At 69.2% G+C, this 13,055-nt stretch carries 14 protein-coding genes; 4 read left to right on the forward strand and 10 right to left on the reverse strand.

What is annotated here, in order from left to right:
• Positions 1–94 precede the first annotated feature (94 nt).
• On the reverse strand, positions 95–724 hold the full coding sequence (locus CIK77_RS14865) for a histidine phosphatase family protein (protein WP_087054950.1): 630 nt from the start codon (positions 722–724) through the stop codon (positions 95–97).
• Positions 725–776: 52 nt separating this feature from the next.
• Here CIK77_RS14865 and CIK77_RS14870 point away from each other — a divergent pair, with 52 nt between their 5' ends.
• Positions 777–1,142 carry a DUF3054 domain-containing protein gene (locus CIK77_RS14870; RefSeq protein ID WP_087054949.1) on the forward strand — a complete coding sequence of 122 codons (366 nt, stop codon included), beginning with the start codon at positions 777–779 and terminating at the stop codon, positions 1,140–1,142.
• Between the two features lie 414 nt (positions 1,143–1,556).
• On the opposite strand, the gene CIK77_RS14875 is transcribed toward CIK77_RS14870, so the two are convergent.
• The 4 genes from CIK77_RS14875 to CIK77_RS14890 all read right to left on the reverse strand — a co-directional run bounded on the left by CIK77_RS14875 (position 1,557) and on the right by CIK77_RS14890 (position 5,710).
• A complete protein-coding gene (locus CIK77_RS14875; RefSeq protein ID WP_087054948.1) occupies positions 1,557–2,615 on the reverse strand; it encodes a hypothetical protein in 1,059 nt (352 codons plus the stop codon).
• Positions 2,612–3,328 (reverse strand): response regulator, encoded by a 717-nt coding sequence (locus CIK77_RS14880; protein WP_087054947.1) that lies wholly within the window; start codon positions 3,326–3,328, stop codon positions 2,612–2,614. Before CIK77_RS14880 ends, CIK77_RS14875 begins: the two co-directional genes overlap by 4 nt.
• Positions 3,316–4,677: a sensor histidine kinase gene (locus CIK77_RS14885; protein ID WP_087054946.1), complete on the reverse strand. Its 1,362-nt coding sequence runs from the start codon at positions 4,675–4,677 to the stop codon at positions 3,316–3,318. Before CIK77_RS14885 ends, CIK77_RS14880 begins: the two co-directional genes overlap by 13 nt.
• 82 nt (positions 4,678–4,759) lie before the next feature.
• Positions 4,760–5,710 (reverse strand): DUF368 domain-containing protein, encoded by a 951-nt coding sequence (locus CIK77_RS14890; protein WP_087054945.1) that lies wholly within the window; start codon positions 5,708–5,710, stop codon positions 4,760–4,762.
• A 223-nt stretch (positions 5,711–5,933) separates the two neighbouring features.
• Here CIK77_RS14890 and aspS point away from each other — a divergent pair, with 223 nt between their 5' ends.
• On the forward strand, positions 5,934–7,706 hold the full coding sequence (aspS, locus tag CIK77_RS14895) for an aspartate--tRNA ligase (RefSeq protein WP_087054944.1): 1,773 nt from the start codon (positions 5,934–5,936) through the stop codon (positions 7,704–7,706).
• A 151-nt stretch (positions 7,707–7,857) separates the two neighbouring features.
• On the opposite strand, the gene CIK77_RS14900 is transcribed toward aspS, so the two are convergent.
• The 5 genes from CIK77_RS14900 to CIK77_RS14920 all read right to left on the reverse strand — a co-directional run bounded on the left by CIK77_RS14900 (position 7,858) and on the right by CIK77_RS14920 (position 10,884).
• A complete protein-coding gene (locus CIK77_RS14900; RefSeq protein WP_442923151.1) occupies positions 7,858–9,276 on the reverse strand; it encodes an MFS transporter in 1,419 nt (472 codons plus the stop codon).
• Positions 9,277–9,381: 105 nt separating this feature from the next.
• On the reverse strand, positions 9,382–9,678 hold the full coding sequence (locus tag CIK77_RS14905; RefSeq protein WP_087054943.1) for a Dabb family protein: 297 nt from the start codon (positions 9,676–9,678) through the stop codon (positions 9,382–9,384).
• Positions 9,679–9,735: 57 nt separating this feature from the next.
• The gene (locus CIK77_RS14910) at positions 9,736–9,990 is read right to left on the reverse strand and encodes a glutaredoxin family protein (protein WP_087054942.1); all 255 of its coding nucleotides are present in this window, start codon (positions 9,988–9,990) and stop codon (positions 9,736–9,738) included.
• Entirely contained in the window at positions 9,987–10,277 is a 291-nt protein-coding gene (locus CIK77_RS14915; protein WP_087054941.1) for a rhodanese-like domain-containing protein, read from the reverse strand. The genes CIK77_RS14910 and CIK77_RS14915 overlap by 4 nt, the downstream gene beginning before the upstream one ends.
• Positions 10,278–10,392: 115 nt before the next feature.
• Positions 10,393–10,884, reverse strand: coding sequence for a hypothetical protein (locus CIK77_RS14920; protein WP_087054940.1), 492 nt, complete (start codon positions 10,882–10,884; stop codon positions 10,393–10,395).
• A gap of 137 nt (positions 10,885–11,021) precedes the next feature.
• On the opposite strand from CIK77_RS14920, the gene CIK77_RS14925 reads away from it, so the two are divergent.
• Both CIK77_RS14925 and CIK77_RS14930 read left to right on the forward strand, forming a co-directional pair.
• Positions 11,022–11,885 carry a response regulator transcription factor gene (locus CIK77_RS14925; protein ID WP_087054939.1) on the forward strand — a complete coding sequence of 288 codons (864 nt, stop codon included), beginning with the start codon at positions 11,022–11,024 and terminating at the stop codon, positions 11,883–11,885.
• Positions 11,882–13,024: a sensor histidine kinase gene (locus tag CIK77_RS14930; protein WP_212647489.1), complete on the forward strand. Its 1,143-nt coding sequence runs from the start codon at positions 11,882–11,884 to the stop codon at positions 13,022–13,024. The genes CIK77_RS14925 and CIK77_RS14930 overlap by 4 nt, the downstream gene beginning before the upstream one ends.
• Positions 13,025–13,055 lie beyond the last annotated feature (31 nt).

Here is a 13,055-nt window from a genome sequence, read left to right on the forward strand (position 1 = left end):
GGGATGCTGCGCGCATGCGCGGGCGGAGCGTGCCTGATCGACGGCGATCGTGTCGCCGGACGCGCGGTGAAGGACTCGGGCCGCGGAAGGTCAGTCAGACCGCGCCCACGTCGACGGCGCCGCTGGTGGCTGCGGGCTCGGCGTAGTCGACCTCGTGCCAGGTCCTGCGGCCGCGCTCGAACGACGTCACGCTCGACAGCGCGCACCGGCGGGTGCGCGGGTCGTGCGGCAGCTTCTCGCCTGCGGTGGCGAGATGAGTGATCCAGATCGGCGCCTGGTGCGAGACGATCACGGCATCGCCGTCCGGCGTGTTCAGCCACAGATCGTCGAGCGCCTCGCGCATCCGCTCGGCGATCTGCCGGTACGGCTCACCCCAGCTGGGCACGGACGGCCGGATGAGCTTGGGCCAGTTGAGCGGGTTGAGCACTGCGGTGCGCATGACCTTGCCGGCGAAGGCGTTCCACGGCTCGATGACCCGCTCATCCGGTGTCGCCGTGAGGCCGAACGCACGCTCGAAGGGCTCGGCGGACTCCGCGGTGCGCTGCAGCGGCGAGCGCACCAGTGCGGTCACCTCCCGGCCGAGACCGGCGACGTGGTCAGCGGCGGCCTGAGCCATCCGGCGCCCGTCGTCGCTGAGCCCGTAGCCGGGGATCCGTTCGTACAGGACCCGGTCGGGGTTGTGCACCTCGCCGTGCCGCACGAGATGGAGTCGCTTCGCCGTCACCTGCCCCAGTGTATGGTCCGGATGATCAGAGCTCGTCTCCTACGCTCGGAGCATGAAGCTTCTCGCGTTCGTCGGAGACGCCGTCGCCGTGGCCGCCTTCGCCGCCGTCGGCATGATGCAGCACCACGGCGGGTTCTCGGCCGCCGGTCTCGCCGAGGTGGCGTGGCCGTTCCTCGCGGCGCTCGTGGTCGGCTGGGTCGTCTCGCTCGCGTGGCGGGCACCGTCGGGGCCGGTGCGCACGGGCCTGCCGGTGTGGGCCGTCACGGTCGTCGGCGGCCTGCTGCTGCGCGCCGCGACGGGTGGCGGCACCGCCATGGCGTTCGTCATCGTCGCGACGCTGACCCTGCTGGCCCTCCTGGTGGGCTGGCGCCTCATCGCCGCGGGGGTTCGCACTGCTCGCCGCGCTCGCAACGGCTAGGGAGTGTCTGATAATTCGCGGCGTTGCGAGTCCCCACCGCCCCTCCACGCGCTGCTTCGCATCGCGCGGAGCCTCTCGGGGCGGCGTGGGCCCCGGGCGATGTGTGCTGGATCGCTAGGCCGAGGAGGGAGGCGATGCGGAGCCATCGTCGACCGACGAGAACGACGCGAGCCGGTGCACGCGATTGAGCGAGGAGCGAGAATGCTCGCATTTTCGTGACGAGCGATTGAGCGTCGAAGGCGCGAAGCGCCGAGCACAGCGCCCAGCGCAGTAGCCGACGAATTATCAGACACGACCTAGCTTCGAGCTCTGCGTCCGCCCCGCGAACCGCGCATCTCCCGCCGAAACGCGCCGCCGTGGTCATCCTCACGGACCACGGCGGCGCATCCCGACGGCGGGGTCGGACCCCGGCCCTCAGTCCGCGCGGAGGTTGATCCCGCCGGCGGACACTCGCGCGTCGATGAGGTTCTCCGACCGGCTCGCGATCTCCAGATTGTGCGTATCGATATCTCCGGCGGACGCCTCCTGCCGCACGTCGTACGGCACGTCGGGAAGTGTGACATCCGCACCACCCGCGCTCACCTCGAGGCGCACGACCTCCGGCGCTTCTCCCGTCAGGCTCGCATGCAGATCCCCTGCCGAGACGTCGACCCCGAGTCGGCGCACGTCGGCAAGCTCCAGGATGGCCTGCCCCGCACCGATCTCGCCCTCAACGGTGTCCGCCGTGCCCTCGATCTCGATCGAGCCCGCGCCCATGTCGAAGGACACTTCGCCGAACTCGCCCTCGGCCAGCACTTCTCCCGCACCGGTTGTGATGTCGAGATCGGTCCCGGCGATGCTGTCAGGCAGCGTCAGCGTGGCACGGCGGTCGTCGCCCCAGCCCGAGCCGAACCAGCTCCAGTCGCCCCAGCCGAGGCCGTCGACGTTCCGACGCACCGTGAGGGTGTCGCCCTCGCGCTCGAGGCGCCATTCGGAGTTCATTCCGGTGGCTTCCAGCTCGGCACGGGTGACGTCGTCGAAACGCACCCGCATACTGCCGAAGGAGTGGTCGATGTCGACATCGGTGACGCCCGCCGCACTCGCGTCGAGCGAAATCACTCCGTCGGCGCCCTGGTCCTGGGTCTGCGCCACGTACAGCGTCTCGTTCACGGCGCTGAAGGCGGCACCGGTTCCCGCGAACAGCAGCGAAGCCGCCCCGATCACGGTCGCGGTGATCGCAACCGCTCGCGTACCGAGGCGCGCTGCGTCGCTCTGCCCGGGCTCAGGAGCTCCCGCTCCGGCCGTCTGACCCGGTCCTGCCGGGGCGTCAGGCGGCACCGGCCCGCCGGCACCCGCCGACTGCCAGGTTCCAGCGGGCTGTCCCGCTGCTCCCTGGGTTTCCTGGCCCGCTGTGTTCGATCCGGGAGCTCCGCCGACCGGTCCGGTGTTCTGCAGTTCTCCGCCGTCGGCCGGCGGTGGGGTGAGATTCGTCATGAGTTCGTTCCCGTCTGGTGCGGTTCTCCGGCGCGTGGTGCCTGCGGTGCCGCGGGGGTCGGTTCCCCCATCGCCTCGATGTGTGCGAGCACCGCCAGCACGCGGCGGTTGCCCTGGTCGTCCTGATCCAGGTCGAGTTTCTGGAAGATCGATGTGATGTGCTTCTCGACGGCTCCTGCGCTGATGAACAGCACCTTCGAGATGCCCGCGTTGTTCTTGCCCTCCGCGATCAGCGAGAGCACCGTGCGCTCGCGCTCGGTGAGGCGCTGCATCTTCTCGTCGCGCGAACGCCTGGTCAGCAGCTGCGCCACGACCTCCGGGTCGAGCACGGTCGCTCCTTCAGCGATCCGGTCGATCGACTCGAGGAACTCGGCCACATCGGTGACCCTGTCCTTGAGCAGGTATCCGACGGCCCCGCCCTGCTGCGCGATCAGGTCACTCGCGTACTGCTCCTCGACGTACTGCGAGAAGACCAGCACGGCAAGGTTCGCGTCGCGCCGACGCAGTTCGAGAGCCGCCCGGATGCCCTCATCGCGGAACGTCGGAGGGAGGCGGACGTCGACGATGCACAGGTCGGGCACCGTACGGGCGACCGCCGAGGTGACGTCCGTCGCGTCCGGCAGCGCGGCGACGACCTCGTGGCCCGCGTCGGCGAGCAGCCGTGTGAGACCCTCCCGGAGGAGCACGGAGTCTTCGACGATCAGAATGCGCATGGCACGCTCACTTCCAGCGATGTCGGTCCCCCGTTGGGGCTCTCCAGCCGCGCGGTTCCGCCCAGCGCCGTGATCCGGCTGCGGATTCCATCCAGGCCCCCGCCCGGAACGATGCGGGCACCGCCCACGCCGTTGTCTTCGATCCTCGCCCACAGCTGCCCGACATCCGGACGCGAACGGACGATCACGCGACTTTCGGTTGCGCGGGAGTGCTTAGCCGCATTGGTCAGGCTCTCCGCGATCGCGAAGTACATCGCGGCCTGCTCGTCGCGGCCCGGATCGCCCTCCACCCGCACGTCGAGATGCACCGGGATGTGCGAGCGACCGGCGAGCGCCGAGAGCGCGGCGTCGAGGCCGCGGTCATCGAGCACGGATGCGTGGATTCCTCTGGCCAGCTGGCGCAGTTCCGTGATCGCCGCCTTCGTGGAGGTATGAGCCTCCGCGACGAGGCCCTTCGCCTGATCCGGGTCCGAGTCGATCTTGTTCTGCGCGAGCCCGAGGGTCATGCCGACGGAGACCAGCCTGGGCTGCACGCCGTCGTGCAGGTCGCGCTCGATGCGGGTGCGCTCCAGCTCCCCCGCACGGATCGCGTCGGCGCGCTGGCTGGCTGCGCTGTACGCCTGGGCCGTTGCCTGCTCGGCGCGGTAGGACGCCTCGCGCGCCTGCGCCGCCAGCTGCGCCTCACGCATCGGCGCGACGATCACGCGCGACATCGCACCGTGCAGCAGCGCCACCCCGTACAGCGCTGCGAGGCTGACCACGGCGATGATCGCAGCGGCGAGGGAGCCGAGCGGCACATCGAAGTGGAAGCCGAACACCCGCACCTCGCCGCCCCAGAGCGGGGCGAATGCCGCAGTCGTGGCATACACGAAGGTCATCGCGAATGACCACACCACGTAGCCGAGCACAGTGCCGATGGCGAGGTGCGCGATGGCCCTCCAGGTGCCGCCGTCGATGAACTGGAGCCACACGGTGTGCAGGAACCCGGGGAAGCCGCGCTTCGGCGAACGCCGCGGCAGCAGCGTCGGAAGGCCGAAGCGGTACAGCCCCTCGACGCGTGCGGTCTCGATGAACGCCGCACCGTAGAGCAGGTAGACGAACGCGAGCAGCAGCGCGAAGCCGACGATGATGATCGCAAGGCCGACACCGGTGCCGAGCAGGGTAGCCAACGAGATGAAGACGGCCAGGCCGTAGCCCGCCAGCAGAGCCATGTGGCAGATCGCCTGCAGCACTGTCAGCGGGCCGGCGATCGAGCGCCTATTCGGCTGTGAGGCCGCGGCGGGCGCCGCCGAGGCCTGGGGAGGCGTCACCGGATGGGTGGCCCCGGTGGGCACGGATGTCGTGGTCATACATCTAAGGTATGGATCCGGAGGCCGGCGCACATCGGGGCGGGCCGGTCAATCGTCGGTGGGGATATCCCGACGGCCGGTGTCAGCGTGCTCGACGTCCGGCCACGGACTCCGCGATGATCAGCGCTCCGACGAGCACCGCACCGAACACAGCCCACAGAATCGGGCCGGCCGGATCGGTCGGAGCCAACAGCGTTCCGTGGCCGTCGGCGCCGCCCGGTCCTCCCTGCCACGGCCACAGTGCACGCAGCGAACCGAGCATCAGACCGAGCATCACCAGCAGCGTGCCGAACCGGTGCGTGGACAGCAGATACGTGATTCCCCGCACGACGGTGAGCAGGCCGATCACGGCGCCGAGCGCGAACACGCCGATGTACCCGAGGTCTCGGCCGTCGACGGCCTCGAGCGTCGGGTGGTACAGGCCGACCGCGAGCAGGAAGAACGAACCAGAGACACCGGGGACGACCAGCGCGCAGACCGCGACGGCCGCGGCGAGCAGCACGAACCACCACTGCGGGTGTTCGATGTCGGAGTTGGAGGCGAACCCGACGAGCACGAACGAGACGACCGCGGAGACGACGACCGCGAGTGCGCCGATGACGATGCGGCTCGCTCCCCCGCCGCCCGCGGGGAGCATCCGGATGGGGACCACCAGGCTCACCGCGACGAGGCCGAAGAAGAGTCCGCGCGCGTTCTCGGGGTGTGCCTCGACCAGCGCGGAGACGGGGCCTGCGGCGAACAGCACCGCGGCCGCCATACCGGCGAGCGCTGGAACGACGAGCCACCACTCCACCTCGCGCATGTTCGTGCGGAAGCCCTCAGCACGCGAAGGGCCGCGCACCAGCACCTTCACAGCGCGGCCCAGCGCGGTGACCGACAGCAGCGCCCGCTCGTACACTCCGAGCACCAGCGCGATCGTGCCGCCGGAGACGCCTGGCACGAGTTCGGCCAGTCCGACCAGGAAACCCCGGACGATGTTGATGGGAGTGTGAACCGGCTTCGCTGGACGGGTCAGCGTGGTGTGTGCAGTCATCAGCCTCAGTCTCGACTCGGGCGCACGGCACCGGACGGTCCGCACGTCGACAACGAGGGTATCGAGCGCACCCGAGAGAACGGCGGGATGCGCCGGATGCCGAGGCGCGCGCACGCGGTCAGCGCCGCAGTTCGGGCCGCAGCGAGCACGGCCGCGGGAGTGCTCGGCGCACCAGGCCCGAGGATAGACTGGTGCGATCCCGTTCTTACCAGGAGGAACATCCGTGCTCCGCACTCATGACGCCGGCTCGCTCAGGGCCTCGCACATCGGCCAGACCGTCACCCTTTCGGGGTGGGTGGATCGCCGACGCGATCACGGCGGCGTCGCCTTCATCGACCTTCGCGACGCGTCGGGCATCGCCCAGGTGGTCATCCGGGACGAAGAAGTCGCGCACCCGCTGCGCAGCGAGTTCGTACTCAAGGTCACAGGTGAGGTCTCGGCCCGCCCCGACGGCAACGCGAACTCCAACCTGCCCACCGGCGACATCGAGGTCATCGCCACCGACGTCGAGGTGCTCAACGAGTCTGCGCCGCTTCCCTTCCAGGTCTCGACCGCGCTCGACGGCCAGGAGACGGTCGGCGAAGAGGCACGCCTGAAGCACCGCTACCTCGACCTGCGCCGCCCCGGCCCCGCGGCGGCCATGCGACTCCGCTCCAAGGCCAACCAGGCCGCTCGGCGCGTGCTCGACGAGCACGACTTCGTCGAGATCGAGACCCCGACTCTGACTCGCTCCACCCCGGAGGGCGCCCGCGACTTCGTGGTTCCCGCACGTTTGAACCCTGGATCGTGGTATGCCCTGCCGCAGTCGCCTCAGCTGTTCAAGCAGCTGCTCATGGTGGCCGGCATGGAGCGCTACTACCAGCTGGCCCGCAGCTACCGCGACGAGGACTTCCGCGCCGACAGGCAGCCGGAGTTCACGCAGCTCGACATCGAGATGAGCTTCGTCGACCAGGAGGACGTCATCGCGCTCGGCGAGCAGCTCGCCACGGCGCTGTGGCAGCTGATCGACGTGGAGATTCCGACTCCGATCGAACGGATCACGTTCGCCGACGCGATGCGCCTGTACGGTTCGGACAAGCCCGACCTGCGGTTCGGCAACGCGATCGTCGAGCTGCGGGAGTACTTCTCCGACACCCCGTTCCGGGTCTTCCAATCGGAATACGTCGGATCCGTGGTGATGCCGGGCGGCGCTTCGCTGCCCCGTCGCCAGTTCGACGCGTGGCAGGACTGGGCGCGCTCACGCGGAGCCAAGGGTCTGGCCTACGTCACGGTCGCCGAGGACGGCACGCTGGGCGGACCCGTCGCCAAGAACCTCTCGGATGCGGAGCGGGAGGGCCTCGCCGAGGTCACCGGCGCGCAGCCGGGCGACGCGGTCTTCTTCGCCGCAGGCTCGACAGGCGACGCGCGCGCGCTGCTCGGCGCCGCCCGCGTCGAGATCGCTCACCGCACGGGGCAGATCGCGGAAGGCGACTGGGCCTTCGTGTGGGTCGTCGACGCACCGATGTTCAAGCCCACGGGTGAGGACGACGACGTCGACCTCGGTCACTCGGCGTGGACGGCTGTGCATCACGCGTTCACATCGCCCAAGCCGGAGTACCTCGACACGTTCGACACCGACCCGGGAGAGGCGCTCGCCTACGCGTACGACCTCGTCTGCAACGGCAACGAGATCGGCGGCGGCTCCATCCGCATCCACCGCCGCGACATCCAGGAGCGCGTCTTCGATGTGATGGGCATCGGCGAGGCCGAGGCGCAGGAGAAGTTCGGCTTCCTGCTCGACGCGTTCGCGTTCGGCGCCCCGCCGCACGGCGGCATCGCGCTCGGCTGGGATCGAGTCGTCTCCCTGCTCGCCGGCGCCGACTCGATCCGTGAGGTGATCGCGTTCCCGAAGACCGGCAACGGCTTCGACCCGCTCACCGCTGCTCCCGCCCCGATCACCGCGGCCCAGCGCGCCGAAGCCGGCGTCGACGCCGACCCCGACGACGACGACGAGTAGCCCTCGACGCCGGCGGCGCCTCCGCGACTGCCTACGTTCTTCGCGAGTGCCTATGCAACAGCGTAGGCACTCGCGTGTTTCGTAGGCACTCGCGCGGTCGTCCGCGCGACGGCGCACGCGGCCAGCCGCCCGGTCCGGGTCGCGGCGCGGTTCAGCTCCCTTCGTCGGCGGCCTTGTCGGCGGCCGCGACCTCGGCGTACTGGGCCGAGAGCATCCGGTACTGCTTCGTCATGAATGCGGCGAGCGCGAGTACGACGGCGACCAGCCCGGTGAAGAGGAACACCAGGGCGATGCCGCGCACCGTGCCGTCTCCGAGCAGCCAGCCCCACGTGCCGTGACCGGCGTCAGTGCGCATGTAGGGAATGACCCAGAACTCGGCGAGCGGGGAGATCAGGAAGGCGGTGACCGGAGCCGCCGCTGCCTCGAAGGTCATCGCGAAGCCGAACACGCGCCCCTGCTGACGGAACGGCACGACTCGCTGGATGACGGTCTGCTCGGCCGCCTCGATCGCGGGCATCGTCACCATGAACAACAGGATGCCCACGCCGTACAGCCACCACCATTCCCGCAGCGCGAAGGTGCCGCCGAGCACGCCGACGAGCGCGGCCAGCGCGAGCATGGTGCGAATCGGATTGCGCCCGAGCCCGAACTTCGCCACCAGCGCACCGCCGATGAGGAAGCCGGTCGACGCGATCGCGAGCGCGATGCCCCACAGCTTCGCGCCGCCGAACACCTCGAGCCCGTACGGGTCCATCAGCGCCATGTAGACGCCGCCGACGAGGTTGTTCAGTGTCGTGAACAGCACGAGCGCGACCAAGCCTGGTGCGGAGCGGACGGCACGCCAGCCGCCCCGGATGTCCACCAGCCTGGTGCCGCCCTCGCCGTGCACGATGACGGGCTCCGGAATGCGCAGCAGCATCAGGTGGACGAGCGTCAGCCCGATGAACACCACGGCGATCAGAATCGTGAAGCCCATCCCGATGAAGCCGATCGCGAGCCCGCTCAGCGCACTGGTGACGATGAATGCCAGTCCCTGCGCTGTGCCGACCAGGCCGTTCGCGTTCGCCCGTCGCGGGCCGGGCACGAGCAGTGACACTGTCGTGGACAGCGCGATGTTGCGCAGCTGCTCCACGACCGCGCCGGTGAGCATGATCGTGGCGAACAACCAGAACCACGGTGCGGTCAGATCGAGCAGGGCGGCCTCGGGAAGCGTGAGGTACATCGCACCGGTGACGGAGAACACCACGAACGTGCCTGCCGTGGCCCACAGCATGACCGTGTGCTTGCGGAACCGATCGACGAGCGTGCCGAAGAACATGCTGAACACGGCGACGAGCAGCATGTATGCGCCGCCGATCACACCGGTCGCCAGAACGGATTTCGTCTCGAGGTAGACCCAGAACGTCAGCGCGAACCAGAGGAAGCTCGTCGTCACGTTGGCGAGCGCAGTGTTCAGCAGAATGTGCAGGAACGTGCGCATACCGCCGGGCGGCGGCTCAGGTGATTCCTCGCTCGCCGCGTCGTCTGTGCGTCGGTCCGCTCCGCCCGGATCGACCGCCTCGTCTGTCATGATCACAGAGTAGGACGAGCCTGCGACATTCGGCAGTCCCCTCCCGTGAGGTCCGCCGCAGGGGTGGCTGAGGTCGACGCCGCAATCGGTGCGTTCGCGGGCGTCTCAGATCTCGTAGTCGACGACGGCTCGCTGGCCGCGGAACGTCCCGATGAACGACGCGGCCTCGACGTGGGCGGGATGGGTGGCGTAGACCTTCACGGCGTCGAGGTCGTCCAAGTCGGCGATGATGGTGAAGTCGTAGTTGCCCTCCCCCAGCTCATCCGTGTGCACCGCTATCGACCGCAGTCCCGGCACCTGCCCCACAAGCGGAGCGAGCCTCACTGCCGCCTCCGCGATCAGTGCATCCTTCTCGGCCTGCTTCTCGTCGATGACCGTGAACAGCGCGAGGTGACGGATCATGGGGTTCCTCCGGAACTCTGGGGGCGGCGGATTCACCCATCGTACGTGCGGCGCTCGTCAGCCGGTGAGCGCGGCGCGCAACCGCTCCGGCGACACGCGCCAGTGCCCGTGCAGCTCGCCGTCGATCAGTACGACGGGGATCTTCTCCCACCACCGTGCGTACAGCTCGTCATCGTCGAGAATCGAACGCTCCGTGACGGCGATCCCGTCGGCGACTGCGTCAGGCAGGTCGGCGATGGTGTGCTCGACGACGTCCCGAGCCACATCGCAGAGGTGGCAGTCCGGTTTGCTGATGATCGTGATGTCGGTCACCTCTCGACCTCGTAGCCGGCGGAGATCCACGCGTCCGTGCCGCCGGCGACGTTCGTCGCCTCGTAGCCGTGCGGCTCGAGCGCCTGTGCCACCTGGGCGGAGCGCCCGCCCAGGTGGCAGATGACGTCGAATTCCTGCGGCAGCTCGTCGAATCGCTGCGGGATCTGCGACATCGGCACGTTGATCGCGCCGGGCACGCGCCCCGCGGCGAACTCATGCTCCTCCCGCACGTCGATGAGGGGTGTGTTCTCGCGCGCCTTCAGTTCGGCAACCGTGATCTCCTGCATGCCACCATTGTCCTCCCCAAACGCCGCTCCGGTGCTGGAAATCGACGTGAGATCGCGATTCGAGGTCGATCGACGGTCGCAGGCCCCGCCGAACACCGGAGCGCTCAGAGGAGATCTACATCAGCTCGGCGACTGCCTGGACCTCGCCCTCCATGGGCTCGTACACCACGACGTGGGTGAAGTCAGCGGCGTCGTCCATGACCTCGAAGGTCTGCTCGGCGTCGCCGGTGAGCTCGCCGAGATCGAGACCGGCCTCTGCGGCCATCTGGTCGTCGCCCTCCGCCAGGTACAGGTGCAGACCCTCGCCGTCAGCCGAGAAGTCCGTGACCACCACCTCGCCGTCCGCGACTGCCACGGAGCCTGCCACCATCATGTCGCCGGCGAATGCTCCGCTGCGCGCCTCGCCCATCGGCTCATCCATGGATTCGTCGTCCATCGACTCGTCATCCGTCTCGTCGCCGGAGTCCATCGACTCCTCATCCATCTGTTCGCTGGACGGAGTGCCGCCCATCTCCTCGTCGTCCATCGACTCATCGGCGCCGACGCAGGCCGCCAGCAGCACGGAGAGTCCGAGCAGTGCCGTTCCCATCATGACCGTCTTGCGCATCCGGATCACTCCTCTCGTTTCGCTGCGACTCGCAGCTCGTTCCCCTCAGAGAACCAACTGGAGCGAGCAGCGACCCCACTTCTTTCAGACCCGTAAGGAACCGGTGCCCGACCGGACGCGGGGACTAGCCTCAGATCATGGAGAGCGCACCACGGGTCATGGTCGTCGAGGACGACCCGACGGTGCGCACCGTCGTCGGCGACTATCTGCGGGCATCCGGGCTCGATGTCTCGCTGTACTCCGACGGCCTCAGCGCGCAGCGCGCCCTCGCTCAGGAGCTGCCGGACGCGATCGTCGTCGACCGGATGCTGCCGGGCCTCAGCGGTGACGAGATCACCCGCGATGTGCGCGCCCGATCCGATCTGCCCGTCCTGATGCTCACCGCCCTCGGTGCTGTCGACGACCGCATCGACGGGCTCGAGCACGGCGCTGACGACTACCTCGCCAAGCCCTTCGCCATGCGCGAGCTGCAGCTGCGTGTGCAGGCGCTGCTGCGCCGCCGCAGCGCCGCCGATCCCGTCGCCGTGTTCACGGCGGGCGACTTCCGCGTCGATCCCGCCCACCGCCGCGTCTGGATCTCGGGGCGCGAGCTCGCCCTCACCACGCGCGAGTACGAGCTGTTCCTCTATCTCGCCCGCCATCCCGATCGTCCGCTCACCCGCGACGAGATCCTGCGGGACGTGTGGCAGTGGAGCGCTGGCGATGCCGCGACGGTGACCGTGCACGTTCGCCGACTGCGCGAGAAGATCGAGCCCGACCCGCGCTTCCCCGCGTTCCTGCGCACGGAGTGGGGCAGGGGCTACCGCTTCGCGCCGCGCGGCGATGCGACGCCGGATAACGACGGCGGCGAGGGACCGAACGCCCAGGACGAGCGGGACCCGGATGTCGGAGAGCAGGCGTTGGCTCCGATGGAATCCGGCGACACGAGCGGTCCGGATCATCCGGCCCCGCGTCGGCCGCCACATTGGAACGACACGGGAGGTGCATCGTGGACGAGATGATGCTCGCGCCAGGCGACTACGTCACCATCGCGCTGACGACCCTCGCGTGCACCGTGCTGGTGATGGCGCTCGCGCTGGTCGCGCTGCGCGTGAACCGCCGCGGCTCGATCGCCTCGCAGTTCACGATCGTGGTGGCGGCGGCGATCCTCGCGATCGTGGGTTCGACCGTCGCGATCGTCGCCGAGATGTTCTTCTCCACGCACGATCTTGCCGTGCTGGTCTGGGTGATCGGGATGTCGGCCGTCGTCAGTCTGACGGCCGCCTGGTTCATCATCCGGCGCACCGCGAAGGCGTCCAGCGCCGCGCTGATCGAGAAGGCGCAACGCGTCGGCGATGGTGCCGTGGTGAACGACGCCCGGCCAGGATGGCGGGAGTTCGACGACGTGTCTGCCCAGCTCGCCGACACGTCGGAGCGGCTGGCAGCCGCGCGCGAGGAGATCGCGAACCTCGACGCATCCAGGCGGCAGTTCTTCGCCTGGATCTCGCACGACCTGCGCACGCCCCTGGCGGGCATCCGGGCGGTCACCGAGGCACTCGAGGACGGCATGGTCGACGATCCGGTCGAGTCCGTGCGGATCATCCGGAGCAGGGTCGACACCGTGAACCGGATGGTCGACGACCTGTTCCAGCTCTCCAAGCTCGAAAGCGGCACGATGCGGCTCAGTCGTGAGGCGGTCGTGCTGCTCGATCTCGTCTCCGATGCCGTCGTCGATGTGCAGGCCACCGCGGCCGAGCGCGGCATCCGGATCCGTCAGAGCGGCATCGATTCGCATCTGGTCTGGGCGGACCCGCGCGAGCTGACCCGCGCGATCGGGAACCTGCTCGCCAACGGCGTGCGGCATGCTCCCGCAAGGTCGGAGATCGTCGTCTCGGCACACACGCTCGGAGACGAGCGACTGGTCGTGAGCGTGCTCGACCATGGCAGTGGCGTGTCCAGCGAGGACCTCGGCCGGATGTTCGACGTCGGCTGGCGTGCGAACACGGCCCGTTCCGCGGAGCAGGAGGCCGCGGGAGCCGGCCTCGGCCTCGCGATCGTGCGCGGCATCGTCGAGGCGCACGGCGGCGAAGTCGGCGCCGAGAACCTCGACGACGGCTTCCGGATGACCGTGGTGCTGCCCGCCGGTGAACCGCTCACCTGACGCCGGATGTTGGTCACAAGGCGCGCGAGGA

Source organism: Microbacterium sp. JB110 (assembly GCF_003335195.1).
Taxonomy (GTDB): Bacteria; Actinomycetota; Actinomycetes; order Actinomycetales; family Microbacteriaceae; genus Microbacterium.

Coding starts and splice junctions, on each gene's coding strand:
- CIK77_RS14870 (WP_087054949.1), top strand. CDS start 777: ATGAAGCTTCTCGCGTTCGTCGGAGACGCCGTCGCCGTGGCCGCCTTC.
- CIK77_RS14875 (WP_087054948.1), bottom strand. CDS start 2,615: ATGACGAATCTCACCCCACCGCCGGCCGACGGCGGAGAACTGCAGAAC.
- CIK77_RS14880 (WP_087054947.1), bottom strand. CDS start 3,328: ATGCGCATTCTGATCGTCGAAGACTCCGTGCTCCTCCGGGAGGGTCTC.
- CIK77_RS14885 (WP_087054946.1), bottom strand. CDS start 4,677: ATGACCACGACATCCGTGCCCACCGGGGCCACCCATCCGGTGACGCCT.
- CIK77_RS14890 (WP_087054945.1), bottom strand. CDS start 5,710: ATGACTGCACACACCACGCTGACCCGTCCAGCGAAGCCGGTTCACACT.
- CIK77_RS14900 (WP_442923151.1), bottom strand. CDS start 9,276: ATGACAGACGAGGCGGTCGATCCGGGCGGAGCGGACCGACGCACAGAC.
- CIK77_RS14905 (WP_087054943.1), bottom strand. CDS start 9,678: ATGATCCGTCACCTCGCGCTGTTCACGGTCATCGACGAGAAGCAGGCC.
- CIK77_RS14915 (WP_087054941.1), bottom strand. CDS start 10,277: ATGCAGGAGATCACGGTTGCCGAACTGAAGGCGCGCGAGAACACACCC.
- CIK77_RS14920 (WP_087054940.1), bottom strand. CDS start 10,884: ATGCGCAAGACGGTCATGATGGGAACGGCACTGCTCGGACTCTCCGTG.
- CIK77_RS14925 (WP_087054939.1), top strand. CDS start 11,022: ATGGAGAGCGCACCACGGGTCATGGTCGTCGAGGACGACCCGACGGTG.
- CIK77_RS14930 (WP_212647489.1), top strand. CDS start 11,882: ATGATGCTCGCGCCAGGCGACTACGTCACCATCGCGCTGACGACCCTC.